Raw genomic sequence first — 19,492 nt, 5'->3', positions numbered from 1 at the left:
TCAGTTCTCCTCCGCCGCCCCGGATTCACCCGGCTGCACCCGCACCGCGGACACCGCCCAGGCATCGCTGTAGCGAACCGGTTCGACCCCGGCCGCGCGCTCGGCGGAGGAGTGATCCGCCTCGGCCGCGGCGGGCTCGGCAGCCGCAGGGGGCTCGTCGTCCGCATCGGCGGCTGCGGCACCCGCGGTGGCAGAGGGGGCTTCGACACGCGCCGCAGCTCCATCGGCATCGCCACCGGCTGCCGCGGCGCTCGGTTCCTGCGGCTCGACGACAGAAGCCGAAGGGTTCGAGGCGATTTCGGGCGAAGCAGCAGCCGAATCGGACGGCTCGCCCGCAGCTGTCGCGTCGGCTCCGCTGCCACCGGTCGCGGAGACGTCGTCCACGGTGGTCGACGGCGATTCGGCCTCGGCAGTACCTTCGCCGCCGGGTGCCACGGCCGCGGTCGACGCTGCGGCTGTGTTGTCGCCGGCGGGTGTGTCCTCCGCACTCGCTCCCTCGGTGGCGGGAGACTGTTCCGCATCGGCGGATCCGTCCCGCGCGGTCAATTCCTCCGCCGGGACGACCTCGATCGCCGCATCGTCGTAGGCCTCGTAGAGCGGGGAGCCGGCTCCGGTGGGCATTTCGGTGTCGGAGTGGGCGCCGCAGCCGTATTCGACGTGGACCACCCGGCCGTCGGCGCCCATCGCGTTGGCGCAGACGCCGAAGGCGGCGCGCAGGGCGCCGGCGAGAGGCACGAAGAAGCCGCAGACTCCGCACGTGCCGGGGGCCGAACGCGCCATCTCGGTGTCGGGACCGAATTCGGAATACCAGCGCTCGGCGGCCTCGACGCGGCCCTCGCGGCTGAGGACCTGGCGGCGGCCGAGACCGATCTCCTCACAGACCTCGTCGACCACCGGGTCGCCGGTCTCCAGATATCCGGGCACCAGGCGCGGATCGTCGACGCGCGGGGCGAGCAGATCGCCAGGGGCCAGATCGCCGGGGCGGATGCGCTGATCCCACGGCACGAAGTCCGGCGCCACCAGCGCGTCGGGCCCGGGCAGCAGGGCGGACTCGCTGACCGTCGCGTACTCGGCATCGGGCGCGGCCGCGACCACGACCTCCCACTGCCAGCCGCGGTACCCCGGCAGGGTCGCGGCGAAGTGATGGGTGGCCGCACACTCGTTCTCGCCGGTGACGCCCAGATGTTCGCCCACACCCGTGGGCTGCAACTCCAGGAGCGCACGGCGAGCCAGGTCGACCGCCTCCGCCAGGATCGGTCGCACGCCGGACTCCGAAACAGACACTGCGCTCACGCCCTACATTTTGCCGTATGAAATGCCAACGCCGTGCGGCGGCCGCAGCAGTGCTGATCGCGGCGGCCACAATGCTGTCCGCCACGGCCTGTGAGCGCGACGACAACACCCCGCGCCTGCGGGTCGAGGTGGTCGCCACCCGGCCGCACGACCGGGCCGCATTCACCGAGGGACTCGAGGTCGACGGCCCGGTTCTCTACGAGAGCACCGGGATGGAAGGCGACTCCGGAGTGCGGGCCACCGATCTCGCCACCGGCGCGCCGATCGCCGCCGCCACACTCTCCGGCGACTACTTCGGCGAAGGCGTCACCCGCGCCGGGGACACCGTCTGGCAACTCACCTGGAAGGACGAGACCGCCTTCGCCCGCGATCCGCGCACACTCGCCGAACGCCGCCGTGTCCACTACGACGGCGAAGGCTGGGGCCTGTGCACCCGGGGCGACCGCGTGGTGATGAGCAACGGCAGCGACACCCTCACCTTCCGCGACCCCGCCACCTTCGCGACGACCGGAACGATCCGGCTCACCAGCCATCACGACGCCCGGCTCAACGAACTCGATTGCGCCGCAGACGGTTCGATCTACGCCAACGTGTGGCCGACCGATCAGATCCTGCACATCGATCCCGTCAGCGGCGCGGTACTGGCCGAGATCGAGGCCGGCGGCCTGCTGCGCCCCACCGAGCGCACGGGAGCCGACGTCCTCAACGGCATCGCCCAGATCCCCGGCACCGACCGCTTCCTGATCACCGGAAAGTACTGGCCCACCATGTTCGAGGTCCGATTCGTCCCGATGTGAGCGCGACGGTCGCCCCGACGGCGGCCGACACGCATCGGATCACAGCCCGGCCGATGTCCACGCGTCGGCCGAGTGCGAGAGAATCGAATCGTGACTGCCTCCCGCGAACCCTCCGGCACCGAACCCGGTCCGTGGGACGGCGAGGAGTATCCCGCTACCCGGCGGCATCCCGGCTACGACCGGTACCCGCCGCCGAACGCCCCGTCGTCCGCACCACTGCCTCCGCTCCCGCGCCGCAACGGTGAACCGGACGTGCCCGAATTCGTGACCCGGCGGATGGCGTCGGGCGAACCGCCGCGAGCGCTCCCTCCGCGCGGCTCGCACGGCGACGACCGTGCCGGCGAGTCGTCCGAGGCGCCGAGCTCCCAGACCTCGAACGCGGCCGATCGGCCCCGGCCCAAGGACGCGAAAATCGCCGAACGCCAACGTGTCCCTCGCAAGATGACGGTGACGCGGGTGATGGCGATGCGCACCAGGCACCTCACCGAGAAGGGTTTCCACACCTTCCAGCGCGCGGCGCGGGCCGACGGCGCGGGCGAATCCGGGCTCACCGCACTCGTTTACGCGACGATGGCCAACTTCGCCCTCGACGCCGCGATCGCGGTGGCGCTGGCCAATACGCTGTTCTTCGCCAGTGCCACCGCCGAATCCAAGACCAAGGTGGCGCTGTATCTGCTGATCACCATCGCGCCGTTCGCGGTGATCGCGCCGCTGATCGGCCCGCTGCTGGACCGGCTGCAACGCGGGCGCAGACTCGCGCTGTCGGCCTCGTTCGCGATCCGGGTGGTCTTCGCGATCCTGCTGATCTTCAATTTCGACAGCTGGGCGCTGTACCCGCTGGCGCTGTGCATGATGATCTCGAGCAAATCGTTCGCGGTCCTCAAGAGCGCGGTGACGCCACGGGTGCTGCCGCCCGGGATCGATCTGGTCCGCACCAATTCCCGGCTCACCGTATTCGGCCTGGTCGGCGGGACGCTCGGTGCGGGCGCGGTGGCCGGAGCGGTCGCCGCGGTGGCCGGGTCCGTCGGCGCCCTCGTGTTCGCGGCGCTGATCGCGGCGGCCGGGGCCTATCTGAGCCTGCGCATTCCGTCCTGGGTCGAGGTCACCGAGGGCGAGGTGCCGGCGACCCTCGGCTACCACAGCCGCGACGGCGGCACCGAAGTGCTGGACCGCGGCGAGAAATCGACGGTGAAACCGAGCCGGCGCCGGCAGCCGCTGGGCCGGTCGGTGGTCACCGGACTGTGGGGCAACAGCGCGATCCGGGTGCTGACCGGCTTTCTCACCTTCTACGTGGCCTTCGTCGCGAAATCGACCGAACACCGCCCGGTGCAGCAGGCCGCGATGCTCGGACTGGTCGGCGCGGCCGCGGCGATCGGCAACTTCGCCGGCAACGCGACCGGCGCCCGGCTGAAACTGGGCCGGCCGTCGCTGATCGTGGTGGAGTGCACCGCGGCGTGCACCGCCGTCGCCGTCGTCGCGATGCTGCTCGACAATCTGATCGGCGCAGCGGTCGCCGCGCTGGTGGCGGCCTGTGCCAGCGCACTGGCCAAGGTTTCGCTGGACGCCTCGATCCAGGACGATCTGCCGCCGGAATCGATCGCCTCCGGATTCGGGCGCTCGGAAACGGTGCTGCAGTTGTCCTGGGTGGTCGGCGGTGCCGGCGGCGTACTGCTGCCGACCGTGTACTGGGAGGGTTTCGCGGTGGTCACGGCGGTCCTGGCGCTCGGTTTGGCGCAAACCTTCGTGAGCTACCGTGGGCATTCGCTGCTCCCCGGATTGGGCGGTAACCGTCCGCAGCACGTCAAACAGGAAGTCCCCCTAGCGACAGGAAAACAGCCACAGTGACCAAGCCCAGCACCCGCACGATCCTCGCGCTGGCCCTGGCGGCAGTTCTGGTCGTCGCCGCGGCCGTCGCCGGCATCGTGGCGGTGGCGGTGCACAACGCGCACGAGGCCGATCCCACGGTCACCGCCTACGCGCACGGCAGAACCGTCACGGTTCCGCCCTATCTGTACTGCACGATCGGCGAACCGGATCCGCACGGCCGCGTCTCGCCCGACTGCAAGCGCACCGAGATCACCGCGGAACTGAATCCGCCGCTGGGCTACCCGGTGCAGCTGTCGCTACCCCGGCACATCGCCGACGCGCCCTGGGTCATGGTGCTGGAGTACCAGCAGATCGACAATCCGGGTAAGACCGTGCAGCACCTGGCGTCGTACCGGGACTACCCGCAGGGCACCCTGGCCGTGACGGTGGACAGCCATCCCGAACCGAACCTGCGCCTGATCGGCGTCGAGGTGCAGCTGCTGCTGCTCGTGCGCGACGAGGCCGGCAACGAGGCCTTCTCGCCGTATCAGGCGTGGTCGATCAAGGCCGCGTGAGCGCGGCCCGCTCGCGAATGCGGTGCTCGCGAACTCAGTGATCGAGTTCGCGGGCCACCCCGCGCACCACTTCGGCGATGCGCTGCGCGGTCTTGCGATCGGGGTACTTGCCCTTGCGGAGCTCCGGCTGCACCGTCGCCTCCAGCAGGGTGATCATGTCCTCGATCATGCCGTGCAGGTCGTCGGGCGCCTTGCGCGGATGGGCCGGAGCTTCCTTGCGGACGCGGTCGTTGCGGCCCTGCGCGTTGCGCACCGAGGGCAGCGGGTCCAGCAGCTTCAGGCTCAGCGCCTGCGGGCCGCGGCGACCGGCGGCCATCCCGAACTCCACGCGCTGGCCGGGCTTGAGCGCGTCGACACCCTTGGGCAAGGCGGACGACCGAACATAGACGTCCTCGCCCTCATCCTGGGAAAGGAAGCCGAAGCCCTTGTCGACGTCGTACCACTTCACCTTGCCGGTCGGCACTGCGCTCACCCGTTCGTCATCGTTGTCCGGTCCGTCCGAATCCCGCGGGACGGCGAACGACCCCGGACACGGACGTAGGTCCCGGCAGAACGCCGGAACCTATCTCTGTGCGAAAAGAACGCGCCCCACACAGCTATGCAGGACGCGATTGGTTCGAGTCTACCCCGGTGGGGATAGGGCAAGCACATCCGTTTTACCGTGCACCCATGCCGGACTCCTCCTCGCCCCGCGCACCCCGGGGCTCCAGTGACGTGCTGTTGCGGGTGGCCGTGGGCCTGTTCGCGATCGGCCTGCTCGCGATCGTCGCCATTTTCCTCACGCCGATCCTGACCGACGGGAACCCGCCGCTGTGGCTGTATCTGGTGGCGATGGCGGCGACTCCGCTCGGCCTGCTGCTCGCGGTCGCGTTCGCGCTCTGGTCGGGCCGACGCGCTCGTTGACCGTATCCCCAACACGCCGGGCAATTACACGTGTGACCTTCGTCACATAACGGCGCGGTAACGCCACGGTCACGACCCGCACTCGGAGGTGACACGCCGCACTCACCTGCACAGACGCGGATTCGGAAGGTCTTGCGGCACAGCACGACCGGTCATACACGCCGGTTACCAAATAGTGATTTTTCCGCCGGATCGTCGTACCGTCTATCGCAGCCGGGACATCCCGGCACCACCGGCCCGCCGCACCGAGCCTCGCCCCGCGGGTACGGACCCCGACGGAAGCAGGGGCGAGGGCGGGGAACCCACGTTCCCACAGAGGTTTTCGGAGCTCAACCGGGTTTCGAAGCCTCCGCAGGGAAGCGGGAACGGCCGGCAACGACCGCTCCCTTGGGGTGAAGTCCCGGCGAGCCGGGACCGGACGGCCTCTCAGTCCGAACCCGACAGCTCACCTCGCAGGCGCGTACGAGAGGAAGACGACCCGACATGAGTGGACGCCATCGTAAGCAGACCAACACCGGTCGCACCGTCGCCAAGGTCGCTGTTTCCACCGCGATCATGGGTGGCGCGGGTGTGGCTCTCGCTGGACACGCCGCCGCGGCTCCCGATTCGGAGTGGGACCGCCTCGCACAGTGTGAATCCGGTGGTAACTGGGGCATCAACACCGGCAACGGCTACCAGGGCGGTTTGCAGTTCTCGCAGTCGACGTGGGCCGCTCACGGCGGCACGCAGTACGCTCCGTCGGCCAACCAGGCCAGCCGCGACCAGCAGATCGCGGTCGCCGAGAAGGTGCTCGCGACCCAGGGTTGGGGCGCGTGGCCTTCCTGCTCCTCCAGCCTCGGCCTGCACGGCAGCGCGACTCAGCGCGATCTGCCCGCCTCTCCCGCCCAGACTCCGCGCTGGCAGCCGGTTGCCCCCGAGAGCGAGGCCTCGACCCAGGCCCCGGCCGACGGCAACCAGCAGGTGTTCTCCGCCGTCGACAAGGCCGTCACCGTCGCACAGGCGCAGGGCGTGCAGCTGCCGCAGCCGGCGCTCGACGCGTACAACGCCTTCAAAGCCAGTGGCGCCAAGCTGGATCCGTCGATCGTGAACTTCTACGAGGCGAACAAGGGCCTGCTGCCCAACTAGACCACTCACATAGTTTCCCCCTGCAGAGAAGGCCCGCATCTCGCGATGCGGGCCTTCTCTGCGTACCCGGGCGGCGAACTCCACGTTCCCGATGCGACCCCGGATACGAAGAAGGCCCGCACTCCTACCGGAACGCGGGCCTTCTTCGTGTTCGCGTCAGCGGTTGACCACCGTGTGCGGATGCACGTAGGGCAGGGTGTCAGCCGGCACCGGAAACTCGGTGTCCTCACCGTAGGGCGACAGGCCACCGGAACGGGTCGACGACAATTCGGTGACCGCATGGTCACCGTGGTCCACCTGGGGCCAGCCGTTGTCGACGTAGGGTTTCTTCGATTTGTTCACCACGGCCTCATTCTGGCATGTTCGCTCGCCGTAGTCTGGATTGGATGACCACGACCGATGCCCGAGCCTCCGACGACGGCGCCGGGACGCATTCCGGGGCCGACGCCGGACCCGCCGAGCTCGGCACACTCACCGACTGGCTGAGCTCCCGCAGCGACGACGATCTCGTCCGGCTGCTGGGTTTGCGCCCCGATCTCGCCGTGCCGTTGCCCGGTTCGATGACCGTGCTGGCCGCCCGCGCGGAACAGCGGGCGTCGGTACTGCGCGCCGCCGACGATCTGAACACACTCGAGTTCGCCGTGATCGAAACCCTCGCCGCGCACAACGCATTCGGCGGCGGCCGCCAGGAGCGACCGCTGCCCCGCGGGCGCCTGCACGAACTGCTCGCCGATCGGGTATCCGCCGCGGCCGTCGACACCGCGCTCGCGCGCCTGATCGAGCGTGCGCTGGTGTGGGGCACCGACGATCTGTTCGTCGTGGCCGCCGCGCCCGAGGCGCTGCCGTGGCAGATGGGCGCCACCACGGAACTCCCCGACGCACTGACCGAACCCGAGATCGAGGCGGCGCTGCGCGAGATCGGCGGCGCGGAACGCGCGCTGCTCGACAAACTGGCGACCACCGGCCCCCGCGGCCGCACCCGAGACGCCGCGCCCGGCACCGATCCGGAGCGGCCCATCCAACGGCTGCTGGCCCGCCGGCTCCTGATCTGGATCGACGACGAGACGGTCGAACTCCCGTCTGCCGTCGGCCAGGTGCTGCGGCGCGAGCCGGTCACCGATCCCCATGTACTCGAACCCCCGCAGCCGCAGACTCGCGAGCACTCCGCCGCCGATGTCAACGCCGCGGCCGCCGGTGAGGTCGGCGAGTTGCTGCGCCACGCCGGCGACATCCTCGAGGTTCTCTCCCAGTTGCCGGCGCCGGTGCTGCGCGCGGGCGGCCTGGGTGTGCGGGAACTGCGGCGCATCGCCAAACAGACCGGACTCGACGAGGCCCGGGTAGGGCTGCTCGTGGAGGTGCTGGCGGCGGCCCGGTTGCTGGACAAGGGAATTCCCGAACCTCCCCCGGACAACGACGCCGGTGAGGACTACTGGGCACCCACCATCGCCTCGGACGGCTGGCTGGAGGGCCCGGCGGCGCGCCGGTGGGCGGTGCTCGCCCACGCCTGGCTGGAGCTGGACCGATTCCCCTGGATGATCGGCCTGCGCGATGTGAACGACAAACCGCTGGCCGCCCTCTCGGCGGAGCTGCGCACCGCACACGCCGTCCCCGATCGACGTGCGATTCTGGCGGTGACCGCGGAGTTTCCCCCGGGTACGGCGATCACGGCCGCCGATGTGGCGCGCGTGCTGAGCTGGCGAATGCCGCGGCGGCGCAGACATTTCCGCATCGAGGCGGTCGAGCGCACGCTGTCGGAGGCGGCGGCGCTGGGCGTCGTCGGCCGCGGCGCGCTGACCTCCGCGGGCCGGGCGCTGCTGCACGGTACCGTCGCCGACGCCGAGGCCGAAATGGACGCGGCACTGCCGGAACCGGTCGATCACGTACTCGTCCAAGCCGATCTGACCGTGGTCGCCCCGGGACCGCTCGTACCGGAACTGCGTGAGCGCATCGCCCTGGTCGCCGATATCGAATCCGCGGGCGCGGCCACCGTGTACCGCATCGGCGAAGGATCGGTGCGGCGCGCGCTCGACGCCGGCATGACCGCCGCCGAACTGCATCAGCTGTTCACCGCCCATTCGCGCACCCCGGTCCCGCAATCGCTGACGTACCTGATCGACGATGTGGCACGCCGGCACGGGCGCTTGCGTGCCGGGATGGCGCAATCGTTCGTGCGCAGTGAGGATCCGGCGCTGCTGGCCGAGGTGCTGGCCGCTCCCGTGGCAGCGGAGCTGGCGCTGCGGGCCGTCGCGCCGACGGTGGCGATTTCGCAGGCGCCGCTGGGCGAGGTGCTGGAGCGGCTGCGTGCGGCTGGTTTCAGCCCGGCCGGCGAGGATTCGTCGGGGGCGATCGTGGATCTGCGCCCGCGCGGGGCGCGGCTGTCCACCCGGCCGAACGAACGCCACGCCTGGCGCCCCACTCCGCCCAGTGCCGAACAGCTGCGGCTGCTGGTGGGCGAACTACGCGCCGGGGAGAAGGCCGCCCGCAGCCGGTCCGGGCAGCGCGTCCGCAGCGACGGCACCCGCACGAGTACCGCGGCCACGCTGGCGCTGCTGCAACTGGCGGTGCGGGTGCGCCGCCCGGTGCACATCGGCTACGTGGACGCCCAGGGCGTGGCCACCCAGCGCATCGTGGAACCGGTGCGGGTGGCCGGCGGTCAGCTGGATGCGACCGATCCGGACACCGGCGCGATCCGGCACTTCACTTTGCACCGGATCGCGTCGGTGGCCCTGGTCGAGTCGTGACCCGCGGCTGAAAGCGGGCGCGCCTCCGACCGCGGGCTCAGCTCTTGGGGTTGGCCAGACAGAACGTGGTCTTGGGCTCCGAGAGCGTCAGGAAGGTCGAATTCGCGTCGCACAGGAATTCGTCGTTCTGACCGTCGACCCGCTTCACGACCTTGACCGTCGCCTCCGCCGAGTCGCATTCGGCATAGGAGTATCCGGTCGTCTTGTCCTCGTGATAGCAGTTGCCCTGTTTGAGATTGGGCGCCAGGCACAGGAACGCGGTGGTACCGCCGTTGAAGGTCTCCTCGTACGAGGAGTATTCGGTCCCGCAGTCCTGCTTCTTGTCGGAGGTCGATTTCACCGTGTAGACGGCCTTGGCCGAGGAGCAATCCACCGGCTCGGTCCTGGAATCTGCGGGCGATCCCTCCAGCACATTGATGCAGTCACCGACCTTCGCGCGGGCGGTATCGGATTTTGCCGCATCGGAAAACATCGAACAGCCGGTCACAGTCAGGGCGGCGACCGCCATGAGCGCCAGCACGAGACCCTTGATCGGTCTCGGTCCTGCGAACTTCACCTACGAAAACCTTTCTCGCCGAGCCGCTCACCTATGGCGAACGTGGTGGGGAGGATACCCGCCCGCCCTGCCGGGCGGGTCCTGCCTCACATGTGCAGCGAGTGCAGGCCGTACAAACCCATCAGCGAATAGTTCACGATGCTGGGCAGCAGGTGGTTGAGTAGCAGAAGCCCGAAGGAATTCACGATCCGATACACCTTTCGACAATCCGCGGGTGCAGCCGCACACGCGCGATCTGTAGTCGATATCCTCGCCCGAATCGTTACGCTCTGCAGCATGAAGCTCGAGCAGACAACCGCAGAGCTCTACGCCCTCGACCCCACCGAATTCGTCGCCGCTCGCGACGAAGCGGCCCGCACCGCGCGCGCCGACGGCTCTAAACAGCTGGCCACGGCGATATCGCGGCTGCGACGCCCGACCGTCGCGGCGTGGGCGGTGAATCTGCTGGCGCACAAGGCAACCCAGGAATTGGGGGCACTGCTGGATCTCGGCGAGGCGTTGCGCGAGGCGCAGCGCACCCTGTCGGCCGACCGGATGCGCACCCTCGCCGACCAACGCCGCAAAGCGGTGAACGCGTTGACGGACAAGGCCGCTCGTCTCGCCTCCGACGCCGGGAAGAATCTCACCGAACCGGCGTTGCGCGCGGTCGCGCAGACTCTCAATGCGGCACTGGCGGATCCGGAGGTGGCCGACCAGGTCCGTGCCGGCGTGCTGGCCGCCGCGGTCGACTACGCCGGTTTCGGCCCGGCCGGGCCCGCCTTGGCGGCCGTCCCCGACGAGGAAACCGAGAAACCTGCCGACACCGGCGCCGACGAGGCGGCCGCCGCCCGGGAGGCGCTGGAAGCCGCTCGTGCAGAACGAGATTCGGCGGCAGCAGACCTCGAGCGGCAACGCTCCGACGTGGCCGCGCTGGCCGAGCGGATCACCGCGTTACGCGACAAACTCGCGCAGGCCGAGGAATCCCGCCGATTCGCCGCGGCGGGGGTTCAATCCGCCGAAGCGGCGTTGCGACGAGCCGACGCGGACCTCGAGCAGGCGCAGCGGCGCGTGGACGAGTTGCGCTGATAACCACGAAAAGTGTTGGCGCCGAGAGCGTTCAGCCGCGCAGCGAACCCGGGTACAGGTACTGGTCCGCCGGCGGCGTGGTGGTATCGAGCCAGGCGGTGAAGAATCCGCTCAGATCCGTCGCGGTCTTCGTTTGGATGAAGCTGCGGAATTCCGGCATGGATGCGTTGCCGTAGGCATGTGACCGCACGAATTGCGCCACGGCGGGAAAGAACACGTCGTCACCGAGTTCGTGGCGCAGGGCGTGCAGGAACAGCGGCCCCCGGGAATACACCGTGGTGAATTCGTTTCCGGCCCCGGGATTTTGCAGCGGAATGTCCCAATACCCCGGATTGTCGTGGGTTTTGGCGATGGTGCTGCGGTAGAGGGCGTCCACATCCTTGCCCTCTTTCCGCTCCGGCCACAGATAATCGGCGGTATAGCTGGCGAAGCATTCGTTCAGGCAGATATCCGACCAGTTCCGCACCGACATCGAATCACCCCACCACTGATGGGTGTTCTCGTGGACGACGGTGTCGAGATCGGTCCACGGCGCGTAGATCGGCCGGGTCTGGGTCTCCAGCGAGAAATGCAGGTCGGTATCGACGTAGATTCCGCCGCCGCTCTCGAAGGGATAGGGGCCGTAAAGGGATTCGAGAAAGTCGAGCACCTCCGGCAGCCGCTGCTCGAGCGCCCGGCCCTTGTCCGCACCCGGCGCGAAGGCGCTGATCAGCGGAGTGCCGTTCGCGCGGCGCTGTTCGAGGAAATCGAAGTGGTCGATCGCGACGGTGGTGAGATAGCCGATCGACGGATGGCTCGAACTCCACTTCACCGTGCGCTTGTCCCCGGCGACGGTATCGCCGACCCGCAGGCCGTTCGACACCGCTTGCCACTCTTGCGGAATCGTCACCTGCAGATCGAAAGTCGCCTTGTCCACCGGGGTGTCGTTGAGCGGGTACCAGGTGGTCGCCGAATGCGGTTCGCCGGCCGCGAAGGCGCCACCGCTCGGCGAGATGGTCCAGCCGGAATCGGGATCGTCGGATTCGGTGCCCGCGTAGTCGACCGTCACCGTGAACGGCAGCCCGGGCAGCACCGGCAGCGCCGGGGTGACGGTCAGTTCGTGTTCACCGCCGGTGGTGAAGCCCGCCGGCAGATTGTTCACCGACACCTTCGCCACCGCGGGTCCGGCGTAGTCGAGGTTGAACGCGCGCAGCGGCTGCGTCGACACCGCGTCGATCCGCGCCCTACCGGTGAGATGCCTGCTCGGCGGGTCGTAATCGATGGCGACGTCGTAGTGCTGCACGTCGTAGCCGCCGTTGCCGTCATCGGGATAGTAGGGGTCGCCGAGGCCGGGCGATCCGGTGAACGGATCGGCGGCGGGCTGGGCCTGCGCCGGCACCGGTTGCACCTGGGCGGGGAGCACCAGCGCCACCCCGCACAACGCTCCCGCCGTGAGACACCGTGCCCAGGCATGCGACTTCATCAACCCTCCACCCCTTTCGCGGCACGGCGTGCCGACCAACCGACGATGCTAGTCGGCCTCGCTGCGCGCGGGAGCCGCCACACGCGTCAACCGCGCAGTTCCTCGGGCAGCTGTTGCGGATCCAGCAGCAGCCGTTGCGAGTCGACCCGGCCCACCTTCTCGGCGAGGCCGAGGTTGTCGGCCAGCAACTTCCATTCCACATCGCTGATCGCGGCGCGGGCGCGCTCGATCACGCCGAGGTCGCGGGTGCCCCACGCGATCGGCATGGCGCTCACCGGCTGGCGCAGGTCGCCGACCGATCGCGGCGCGCGATCGGCTCGCACGGTCACCGCCGGCACCTGTTCCCCGGCGTCGGTGTCGTGTCCGGGCAGGGCGCGCACCACCCGGGTGATCAGCGCGTAGCGCGGCACCGCGCCGGGTTTGGCGAGGTTCACCAGCGCGAGCAGGGTGATCCCTTTCGGATGCTGCCCCGACACGACGGCCGGAACCAGCTCGCCCTCGGCGTACAACTTCTCGATGCGCGAGCGGTACGGCGTCCACAGCGCGACGAACAGCGCGCTGATGGTCGCCAACGCGAAGGCCACCGCCAGCAGGAACGAGTACGGGTGATTCAGCCAGATCAGCCCGGCCGTGCCGAGGCCGAGCACGATGGCCGCGGTGAACGCCAGTATCCGCAGCCGCCGGATATCGCGGACGACTTCGTTCACCGCCCGGGCATGTTCGCGGTCGACCGCGAATTCGAAGCGTCGCACGTCTCAAATCCTCACATCTGTCCGGCAGCGGTAACCCAACGGCACGCCCACCGCCGCCGATCGGGAGCGCCTACCCGATCGCCGGGCCCAGCAGGTCGTCCGCATCGGTGATGCGATAGGCATACCCCTGTTCGGCAAGGAAACGCTGGCGGTGGGCCGCGTATTCGGCATCCAGCGTGTCGCGTGCCACCACCGAGTAGAAGTGCGCCTGACCGCCGTCGGATTTCGGGCGCAGCAGCCGGCCCAGGCGCTGGGCCTCCTCCTGACGGGAACCGAAGGTGCCCGAAACCTGCACGGCCACGGACGCTTCCGGCAGGTCGATGGAGAAGTTCGCCACCTTGCTGACCACGAGAACCGGAATTTCGCCGTTGCGGAACGCGTCGAACAGCGCCTCGCGCTCCTTGGTGCGGGTCGAGCCCTGAATGACCGGAGCGTTGAGATGTTCGCCGAGTTCGTCGAGCTGATCGAGATAGGCCCCGATCACCAGGCTGGGCGCGTCGCGGTGCCGGGCCAGGATGGATTCGACGACGGGGAGTTTGGTGCGCGCGGTGGAGCAGAGCTTGTAGCGCTCCTCGGGCTCGGCGGTGGCGTAGGCCATGCGTTCGGCTTCGGTGAGCGTGACCCGCACCTCGATGCACTCGGCCGGCGCGATCCAGCCCTGCGCCTCGATGTCCTTCCACGGCGCGTCGTAGCGTTTCGGGCCGATCAGCGAGAACACGTCGCCCTCGCGGCCGTCCTCGCGCACCAGCGTCGCGGTGAGCCCGAGCCGGCGCCGGGACTGCAGATCCGCGGTCATCCGGAACACCGGGGCGGGCAGCAGGTGGACCTCGTCGTAGATGACCAGGCCCCAATCGCGGCTGTCGAACAGTTCCAGGTGTTTGTATTCGCCCTTGGTCTTGCGGGTGATCACCTGATAGGTGGCGATGGTGACCGGGCGGATCTCCTTGCGCTCGCCGGAGTACTCCCCGATCTCGTCCTCGGTCAGCGAGGTGCGTGCGAGCAGTTCCCGCTTCCACTGCCTGCCGGCCACGGTGTTGGTGACCAGGATCAGCGTCGTCGCCTGGGCCTTGGCCATCGCGGCGGCGCCGACCATCGTCTTGCCCGCGCCACAGGGCAGCACCACCACCCCGGATCCGCCGGCCCAGAACGAGTCGGCCGCCAGTTCCTGATAGTCGCGCAGATGCCATTCGTGGGTGCCGAAGTCCAGATCGATGCGATGGGCCTCGCCGTCGACGTACCCGGCGAGGTCCTCGGCCGGCCACCCGACCTTCAGCAGCATCTGTTTGATCCGACCGCGCTCGGACGGGTGCACGACGACCGTGTCGTCGTCGATGCGGGCGCCGAGCATCGGCTGAATTTTCTTGTGCCGCAACACCTCTTCGAGCACCGCACGATCCAGGCTGACCAGCACCAGGCCATGGGCGGGATGTTTGACCAGCTGCAACCGACCGTAGCGGGCCATGGTCTCGACCACGTCGACCAGCAGCGGCTGCGGCACCGCATAGCGCGAATAGTTGACCAGCGCGTCGACGACCTGTTCGGCGTCGTGCCCCGCCGCCCGCGCGTTCCACAGCGCCAGCGGTGTCACCCGGTAGGTGTGCACGTGCTCGGGTGCGCGTTCGAGTTCGGCGAACGGCGCGATCGCCTGCCGGGCCGCATCGGCCTGCTCGTGGTCCACCTCGAGCAGCAGGGTTTTGTCGCTCTGCACGATGAGCGGTCCGTCCGTCACGGCACCTCCTCCAGATTCTCGGGTCGGCCCCCTGCGCTCGGGGAATACGTCCCACATTGTTGCCGGACCCCCCGACAAACCTTCATCAACCCTACGCGAGCTGGGCAGATGTTCGCTGTGAGCGCACTCGCACCCGGACGCGGCTCAGTGCGCCGATCCGGGCCCGCGCAGGGGCGGCCAGTCGGTGGCCGGCCCCGGCGGGTCGCCGGCCAGCCGCCCGGCGATCCAGGAATCCCTGCGCACGCCGCGCTGCACACCGGCCCAGCGCAGCAGACCTTCGTAATGGAAGCCGGTCCGCCGCACCACCGCGGCGGAGGCGAGGTTGCCGACGAACGCCCGCCACTCGATGCGGCTCAGGCCGAGCCCGTCGGCGGCGAAACCGAAATCACAGACCAACCGGACGCTGCGGGTCATCAACCCGCGACAGCGCACCGCGTCGCTGAGCCAGAAGCCGATCTCGGCGGCGCCGGGCTGCGGGCCGGCCTCGAGGCCGACCATGCCGGCCACCGGCCCGTCCGCCGCCGTGCGCACGGCCCAGACCGGGCTGTGGGCGGCCCATCCGGGCGCGACGATATCGGTCAGGAATCCCACGGCGTCGGCCCGCCGGTACGGCACCGGCACCGTCGTCCACTCCGGAATCGACGGCTGCCGGCAGCAGGCGACGATCGCGTCGATATCGGCCTCGGCCGGGCGCGACAACCACACCGTCTCGTCGGTCAGTACACAGTCCTCCACCGCTTCATGCTGGCACGCAACCCTGCGGTGGCCCAGCGGATTTCCGGCGACCGTAGAATCGGGCCAATGGTTGCCGCGTTGCTCGCCGATCTGTTCGAGTCCCATCGGGCGCATCTGCTGTCGGTGGGTTACCGGCTGACCGGCAGCGTGGCCGACGCCGAGGACGCGGTGCAGGAGAGCTGGCTGCGACTGGCCACCACCCATCAGTCCGAGATCGAGGACCTGCGCGCCTGGCTGACGACCGTGGTCAGCCGGATCTGCCTGGATCGGCTGCGCAGCGCCGCCGTTCGCCGGGAAAGCTATGTGGGGCAATGGCTTCCGGAGCCGATCGTCACCGGAGTGACCCCGTCGAATCTGCCGGATCCGCTGGAAACGGTAGTGCGCAAACAAGATTGCCGTTTCGCCGCGCTGGTGGTCCTCGACACGCTGACGCCGGCGCAGCGGGTGGCCTTCGTCCTGCACGACGGGTTCTCGGTGCCGTTCGACGAGATCGCCCAGCTGCTCGAGGTGACACCGGAGGCGGCCCGGCAACTCGCGGTCCGGGCCCGGAAAGCACTGGCCGCGGCCCCGGAACCGGTGTCGGACACCGAACATCTCGCTGCCGTGCAGCGACTGCTCGAGGCACTGTATTCCGGCGATGTGGACGCGGTCGTCGCGGCCCTGCATCCGGATTCGGTCTTCATCGGCGATACCGGTGGCACCGCGAAGACGGCCGCGCGGGCGATCGTCGGCGCGGACAAGATCGCGCGGTTCGTCCTGGGGCTCATCCGGATGTATCAGGTGGACCGGGCCGAACTGTCGCCCACCGACTCCGATCGATTCGAATTCGTCGGCGTCAACGGCCAACTCGGGCTGCTGCTGCACGAGCGCGCCCCGCGCAACGGTGCGCCGGGATCACCACCGCGCGTGGTCGGCTTCGCCGTCCGCGACGGATTGATCTGGGGCACTTACGATATCGCCAATCCCGCGAAGCTCGGTGGCATTCGCCTGCCCCGGGATCCGGCGTAGCCGCCGGAACGCAACGAGCGTCCCGGCGGCTCGGCCGCGGTATCGACGGACTACGGAGTGGACGAACCGGTCCACATGTCCGGGGTGCTCGAACCGAGTCCCCAGTTGCCCGTGGACGATCCGGTACCCCAGTTCGGCGTCGAGGAACCCCAGCCCCAGTCGTTGCTGAAGATGTTGTGCAGGGTGTCGTTGATGTATCCGAGAACCGTTCCCGCCGCCGGATGCAGCAGAAGGTCGAGATAGGAGGCCATACATCGCCCCTTTCGAGCCACCACCGAAGTGGTTGTGAGATAGAACACGGGGAGGCTAGCCGCCGCCAGGAAACCGCACAACCATGCAGGTCACACGCCCGAATGAAATGTGAAACATAGCCTTTCGCTATCGCGCCGCAACCTTAGCGAACGGACGGCAAGCATCGGCCCGGTCCCCGGTCCGGGGTGCGCGCCGCGGCCACGGCGGCGATATCGCTACGTTGGGACCATGTCAGCCATCCCCACCGTCGCCCGCCTGCGCCCGTTCCGCGCCACGATCTTCGCGGAGATGACCGAACTGGCCGTGCGCCACGACGCGGTCAACCTCGGTCAGGGATTCCCCGATACGGACGGCCCGGCCACGATGCTGGAGGTGGCCCGCACCGCCATCGCCGACGGGCTGAATCAGTACCCGCCGGGGCGTGGCATGCCGATTCTGCGCCGGGCGATCGCGGCGGACCGGAAACGCCGCTACGGCGTGGACTACGACGTCGACTCGCAGGTGGTGGTCACCGTCGGCGCCACGGAGGCGATCGCGGCGGCGGTACTCGGCCTGGTGGAGGCCGACGAGGAAGTGGTGCTGATCGAGCCGTACTACGACTCCTACGCCGCGGTGGTCGCCCTGGCCGGCGCCACCCGCCGCACCGCGCGGCTGGTGCCCGACGGCAACGGATTCGTCCTCGACCTGGACAGCCTGCGCGCGGCGATCACTTCGAAAACTCGTATGCTGCTGCTGAATTCGCCGCACAACCCCACCGGGGCGATCCTGTCGCGCGCCGACCTCGAGGCGATCGCGGAGCTGGCCCGCGAGCACGATCTGATCGTGGTCTCCGACGAGGTCTACGAACATCTCGTCTACGACGGCAACACCCATATCAGCATCTCGACGCTGCCCGGCATGTTCGAGCGCACCGTCGTGATCTCCAGTGCCGCGAAGACTTTCAGCGTCACCGGCTGGAAGATCGGCTGGGCGTGCGGTCCGGCGCCGCTGATCGACGGATTGCTGGCCGCCAAGCAGTTCATGAGCTTCGTCGGCGGCGGGCCGTTCCAACCGGCGGTCGCCTACGCCCTCGAGAACGAGCAGCAGTGGGTCGCCGATCTTCGCGACAGCCTGTCCGACAAGCGCATTCGCCTGTCCGAGGCATTGGCCGACGCCGGATTCCTGGTCAAGCGCAGCGATGCGACCTACTTCGTCTGCGCCGATATCAGCCCGCTGAGCTCCGCCGACGCGCTGGTCTTCTGCCGGGAGCTGCCGCAGCGGCTCGGTGTCGTCGCGGTCCCGATCGAAGTCTTCGCCGACGACCGCGACTCGTGGAATCGCTTGGTGCGCTTCGCATTCTGCAAGCGGGACGACACACTCGACGAGGCGGTCCGCCGTCTGCACGCGGCCCATGTGTGACCGCGCGGTCACCTTCGTCCCGAGCCGCGACCGAAGGTGACCGCTACCGTGTCTCAGCCCCGGCGCCGGGCAACCGCGTCGGCCAGGCGGTCCAGCTGCGCCGCCGTGGTCTCCCAGTCCAGGCAGGCGTCGGTGATGGACTGGCCGTAGGTCAGATCGTCGGCGTGGCCGAGGGTGAGGTCCTGGCGGCCGGCGACCAGGAAGCTCTCCATCATCACACCCACCACCGCGCGGTCGCCGGCGGCGATGCGCTCGGCGATATCGGTGACCACGTCGACCTGCTTGTTGTGGTCCTTGTTGCTGTTGCCGTGGCTGGCGTCGACGACCACCCGCTGCGGCAGCCCCGACTTCTCCAGGCGCAGGCAGGCCTCGGCGACGGAGGCGGCGTCGTAGTTCGTGCCGGCACTACCGCCGCGCAGGATCACGTGGCAGTCCGGGTTGCCGCTGGTGCGGATGAGCGCCGAGCGGCCGTCGAGATCGGTGCCGGGGAAGACGTGGCTGGCACCGGCCGCCCGCACCCCGTCCACGGCCACCTGCACATCGCCGTCGGTGCCGTTCTTGATCCCGACCGGCATCGACAGCGCGCTGGAGAGCTGCCGGTGCACCTGGCTGGCCGCGGTGCGCGCGCCGATCGCGCCGTAGGACACCAGATCCGCGATGTACTGCGGGGTGATCGGATCGAGGAATTCGCAGGCCACCGGCAGGCCGAGGCCCGTGATGTCGACCAGCAGCCGCCGCCCCAGCCCGAGACCGGTGTTGACGTCGAACGAACCGTCCAGATGCGGATCGTTGATCAGGCCCTTCCACCCGAGCGTGGTGCGCGGCTTCTCGAAGTAGACGCGCATCACGATGTGCAGCCGGTCGGAGAGTTCGGCGCTCTTGGCGGCCAGGCGGCGCGCGTAGTCGAGGGCGGCCTCGGGGTCGTGCACCGAACACGGGCCGACGACGACCATCAGGCGGTCGTCGGCGCCGTCGAGGACGTCGACGGTGGCGGCGCGACCGGCCCGCACGGTGTCGGCGAGCGCATCGTCGATCGGATGTTCGCGGCGAACCTCGGCGGGCGAGAGTAGCGGGCTGATACTCAGCGTGCGCTGATCGTCGAGGTCACTGTGTGAGGCATCGACATCGGCTGCGGTGGTCATGATGGGTTCCTTTTCTCAGGCCGACCCACCGAGCGAAATCCCGTGGAGCCGGTCTGCAGTCCGGCTCGGGGTGGGAGAAGGTCAGCGCGGGTCACCGACCGACCCACCCGGGGCCGGCTTGGTAAACCAGAAATACGCGCGCTGCACGAGGGC

General features: G+C 69.2%; 19 protein-coding genes and 1 riboswitch. Of the genes, 9 read left to right on the top strand and 10 right to left on the bottom strand.

What is annotated here, in order from left to right:
* Positions 1 to 1,293, bottom strand: coding sequence for a DUF3027 domain-containing protein (locus tag RJ03_RS38990; protein WP_083870573.1), 1,293 nt, complete (start codon positions 1,291 to 1,293; stop codon positions 1 to 3).
* Between the two features lie 17 nt (positions 1,294 to 1,310).
* On the opposite strand from RJ03_RS38990, the gene RJ03_RS03380 reads away from it, so the two are divergent.
* The 3 genes from RJ03_RS03380 (at position 1,311) to RJ03_RS03370 (ending at position 4,471) form a co-directional block, all read left to right on the top strand.
* Positions 1,311 to 2,090 carry a glutaminyl-peptide cyclotransferase gene (locus tag RJ03_RS03380; RefSeq protein WP_036497935.1) on the top strand — a complete coding sequence of 260 codons (780 nt, stop codon included), beginning with the start codon at positions 1,311 to 1,313 and terminating at the stop codon, positions 2,088 to 2,090.
* Between the two features lie 90 nt (positions 2,091 to 2,180).
* Entirely contained in the window at positions 2,181 to 3,935 is a 1,755-nt protein-coding gene (locus RJ03_RS03375) for an MFS transporter (RefSeq protein ID WP_051024223.1), read from the top strand.
* Positions 3,932 to 4,471 carry a DUF2771 domain-containing protein gene (locus RJ03_RS03370; protein ID WP_036497932.1) on the top strand — a complete coding sequence of 180 codons (540 nt, stop codon included), beginning with the start codon at positions 3,932 to 3,934 and terminating at the stop codon, positions 4,469 to 4,471. Before RJ03_RS03375 ends, RJ03_RS03370 begins: the two co-directional genes overlap by 4 nt.
* 34 nt (positions 4,472 to 4,505) lie before the next feature.
* Here RJ03_RS03370 and RJ03_RS03365 read toward each other — a convergent pair whose 3' ends face one another.
* Positions 4,506 to 4,934: a cold-shock protein gene (locus tag RJ03_RS03365; RefSeq protein ID WP_174372251.1), complete on the bottom strand. Its 429-nt coding sequence runs from the start codon at positions 4,932 to 4,934 to the stop codon at positions 4,506 to 4,508.
* A gap of 206 nt (positions 4,935 to 5,140) precedes the next feature.
* On the opposite strand from RJ03_RS03365, the gene RJ03_RS03360 reads away from it, so the two are divergent.
* Both RJ03_RS03360 and RJ03_RS03355 read left to right on the top strand, forming a co-directional pair.
* On the top strand, positions 5,141 to 5,374 hold the full coding sequence (locus RJ03_RS03360; RefSeq protein WP_036497928.1) for a hypothetical protein: 234 nt from the start codon (positions 5,141 to 5,143) through the stop codon (positions 5,372 to 5,374).
* 316 nt (positions 5,375 to 5,690) lie between these two features.
* A riboswitch (cyclic di-AMP (ydaO/yuaA leader) is annotated at positions 5,691 to 5,848 on the top strand.
* A 9-nt stretch (positions 5,849 to 5,857) separates the two neighbouring features.
* Positions 5,858 to 6,499, top strand: coding sequence for a resuscitation-promoting factor Rpf1 domain-containing protein (locus RJ03_RS03355; RefSeq protein ID WP_036497926.1), 642 nt, complete (start codon positions 5,858 to 5,860; stop codon positions 6,497 to 6,499).
* Between the two features lie 156 nt (positions 6,500 to 6,655).
* Here RJ03_RS03355 and RJ03_RS03350 read toward each other — a convergent pair whose 3' ends face one another.
* On the bottom strand, positions 6,656 to 6,844 hold the full coding sequence (locus tag RJ03_RS03350; RefSeq protein ID WP_030513263.1) for a hypothetical protein: 189 nt from the start codon (positions 6,842 to 6,844) through the stop codon (positions 6,656 to 6,658).
* 41 nt (positions 6,845 to 6,885) lie between these two features.
* Here RJ03_RS03350 and RJ03_RS03345 point away from each other — a divergent pair, with 41 nt between their 5' ends.
* On the top strand, positions 6,886 to 9,240 hold the full coding sequence (locus tag RJ03_RS03345) for a helicase-associated domain-containing protein (protein ID WP_036497924.1): 2,355 nt from the start codon (positions 6,886 to 6,888) through the stop codon (positions 9,238 to 9,240).
* A gap of 37 nt (positions 9,241 to 9,277) precedes the next feature.
* Here RJ03_RS03345 and RJ03_RS03340 read toward each other — a convergent pair whose 3' ends face one another.
* Positions 9,278 to 9,796, bottom strand: a complete 519-nt coding sequence (locus RJ03_RS03340) for an LppU/SCO3897 family protein (protein ID WP_036497921.1) — start codon at positions 9,794 to 9,796, stop codon at positions 9,278 to 9,280.
* Positions 9,797 to 10,072: 276 nt separating this feature from the next.
* On the opposite strand from RJ03_RS03340, the gene RJ03_RS03335 reads away from it, so the two are divergent.
* Positions 10,073 to 10,861 carry a hypothetical protein gene (locus RJ03_RS03335; RefSeq protein WP_036497919.1) on the top strand — a complete coding sequence of 263 codons (789 nt, stop codon included), beginning with the start codon at positions 10,073 to 10,075 and terminating at the stop codon, positions 10,859 to 10,861.
* Positions 10,862 to 10,892: 31 nt separating this feature from the next.
* Here the strand turns inward: RJ03_RS03335 and RJ03_RS03330 are convergent, their stop codons facing one another.
* From RJ03_RS03330 to RJ03_RS03315, 4 genes are all read right to left on the bottom strand, one after another.
* The gene (locus tag RJ03_RS03330) at positions 10,893 to 12,323 is read right to left on the bottom strand and encodes a M1 family metallopeptidase (RefSeq protein ID WP_036497917.1); all 1,431 of its coding nucleotides are present in this window, start codon (positions 12,321 to 12,323) and stop codon (positions 10,893 to 10,895) included.
* Positions 12,324 to 12,409: 86 nt separating this feature from the next.
* Positions 12,410 to 13,075: a DUF3239 domain-containing protein gene (locus RJ03_RS03325; RefSeq protein ID WP_051024217.1), complete on the bottom strand. Its 666-nt coding sequence runs from the start codon at positions 13,073 to 13,075 to the stop codon at positions 12,410 to 12,412.
* 70 nt (positions 13,076 to 13,145) lie between these two features.
* Positions 13,146 to 14,804, bottom strand: a complete 1,659-nt coding sequence (locus RJ03_RS03320) for a DNA repair helicase XPB (protein WP_036497915.1) — start codon at positions 14,802 to 14,804, stop codon at positions 13,146 to 13,148.
* A gap of 144 nt (positions 14,805 to 14,948) precedes the next feature.
* Positions 14,949 to 15,539 (bottom strand): GNAT family N-acetyltransferase, encoded by a 591-nt coding sequence (locus tag RJ03_RS03315; protein WP_036497958.1) that lies wholly within the window; start codon positions 15,537 to 15,539, stop codon positions 14,949 to 14,951.
* Between the two features lie 66 nt (positions 15,540 to 15,605).
* On the opposite strand from RJ03_RS03315, the gene RJ03_RS03310 reads away from it, so the two are divergent.
* Complete coding sequence (locus RJ03_RS03310) at positions 15,606 to 16,547, top strand: sigma-70 family RNA polymerase sigma factor (protein ID WP_036497912.1); 942 nt, start codon at positions 15,606 to 15,608, stop codon at positions 16,545 to 16,547.
* Between the two features lie 50 nt (positions 16,548 to 16,597).
* Here RJ03_RS03310 and RJ03_RS03305 read toward each other — a convergent pair whose 3' ends face one another.
* Positions 16,598 to 16,798 carry a hypothetical protein gene (locus RJ03_RS03305; protein WP_030513254.1) on the bottom strand — a complete coding sequence of 67 codons (201 nt, stop codon included), beginning with the start codon at positions 16,796 to 16,798 and terminating at the stop codon, positions 16,598 to 16,600.
* A 229-nt stretch (positions 16,799 to 17,027) separates the two neighbouring features.
* On the opposite strand from RJ03_RS03305, the gene RJ03_RS03300 reads away from it, so the two are divergent.
* Positions 17,028 to 18,197: a pyridoxal phosphate-dependent aminotransferase gene (locus RJ03_RS03300; RefSeq protein ID WP_036497908.1), complete on the top strand. Its 1,170-nt coding sequence runs from the start codon at positions 17,028 to 17,030 to the stop codon at positions 18,195 to 18,197.
* Between the two features lie 53 nt (positions 18,198 to 18,250).
* On the opposite strand, the gene RJ03_RS03295 is transcribed toward RJ03_RS03300, so the two are convergent.
* Entirely contained in the window at positions 18,251 to 19,339 is a 1,089-nt protein-coding gene (locus RJ03_RS03295) for a 3-deoxy-7-phosphoheptulonate synthase (RefSeq protein ID WP_036497907.1), read from the bottom strand.
* Positions 19,340 to 19,492 lie beyond the last annotated feature (153 nt).

The sequence above is a fragment of the Nocardia aobensis NBRC 100429 genome (assembly GCF_000308375.1).
Taxonomy (GTDB): Bacteria; Actinomycetota; Actinomycetes; order Mycobacteriales; family Mycobacteriaceae; genus Nocardia; species Nocardia aobensis.
Note: the sequence above shows the minus strand (reverse complement) of the source record. Positions and strands in the feature narration are given on the sequence as shown.

Coding starts and splice junctions, on each gene's coding strand:
- RJ03_RS03380 (WP_036497935.1), top strand. CDS start 1,311: ATGAAATGCCAACGCCGTGCGGCGGCCGCAGCAGTGCTGATCGCGGCG.
- RJ03_RS03360 (WP_036497928.1), top strand. CDS start 5,141: ATGCCGGACTCCTCCTCGCCCCGCGCACCCCGGGGCTCCAGTGACGTG.
- RJ03_RS03355 (WP_036497926.1), top strand. CDS start 5,858: ATGAGTGGACGCCATCGTAAGCAGACCAACACCGGTCGCACCGTCGCC.
- RJ03_RS03345 (WP_036497924.1), top strand. CDS start 6,886: ATGACCACGACCGATGCCCGAGCCTCCGACGACGGCGCCGGGACGCAT.
- RJ03_RS03335 (WP_036497919.1), top strand. CDS start 10,073: ATGAAGCTCGAGCAGACAACCGCAGAGCTCTACGCCCTCGACCCCACC.
- RJ03_RS03330 (WP_036497917.1), bottom strand. CDS start 12,323: ATGAAGTCGCATGCCTGGGCACGGTGTCTCACGGCGGGAGCGTTGTGC.
- RJ03_RS03310 (WP_036497912.1), top strand. CDS start 15,606: ATGGTTGCCGCGTTGCTCGCCGATCTGTTCGAGTCCCATCGGGCGCAT.
- RJ03_RS03305 (WP_030513254.1), bottom strand. CDS start 16,798: ATGGCCTCCTATCTCGACCTTCTGCTGCATCCGGCGGCGGGAACGGTT.
- RJ03_RS03300 (WP_036497908.1), top strand. CDS start 17,028: ATGTCAGCCATCCCCACCGTCGCCCGCCTGCGCCCGTTCCGCGCCACG.
- RJ03_RS03295 (WP_036497907.1), bottom strand. CDS start 19,339: ATGACCACCGCAGCCGATGTCGATGCCTCACACAGTGACCTCGACGAT.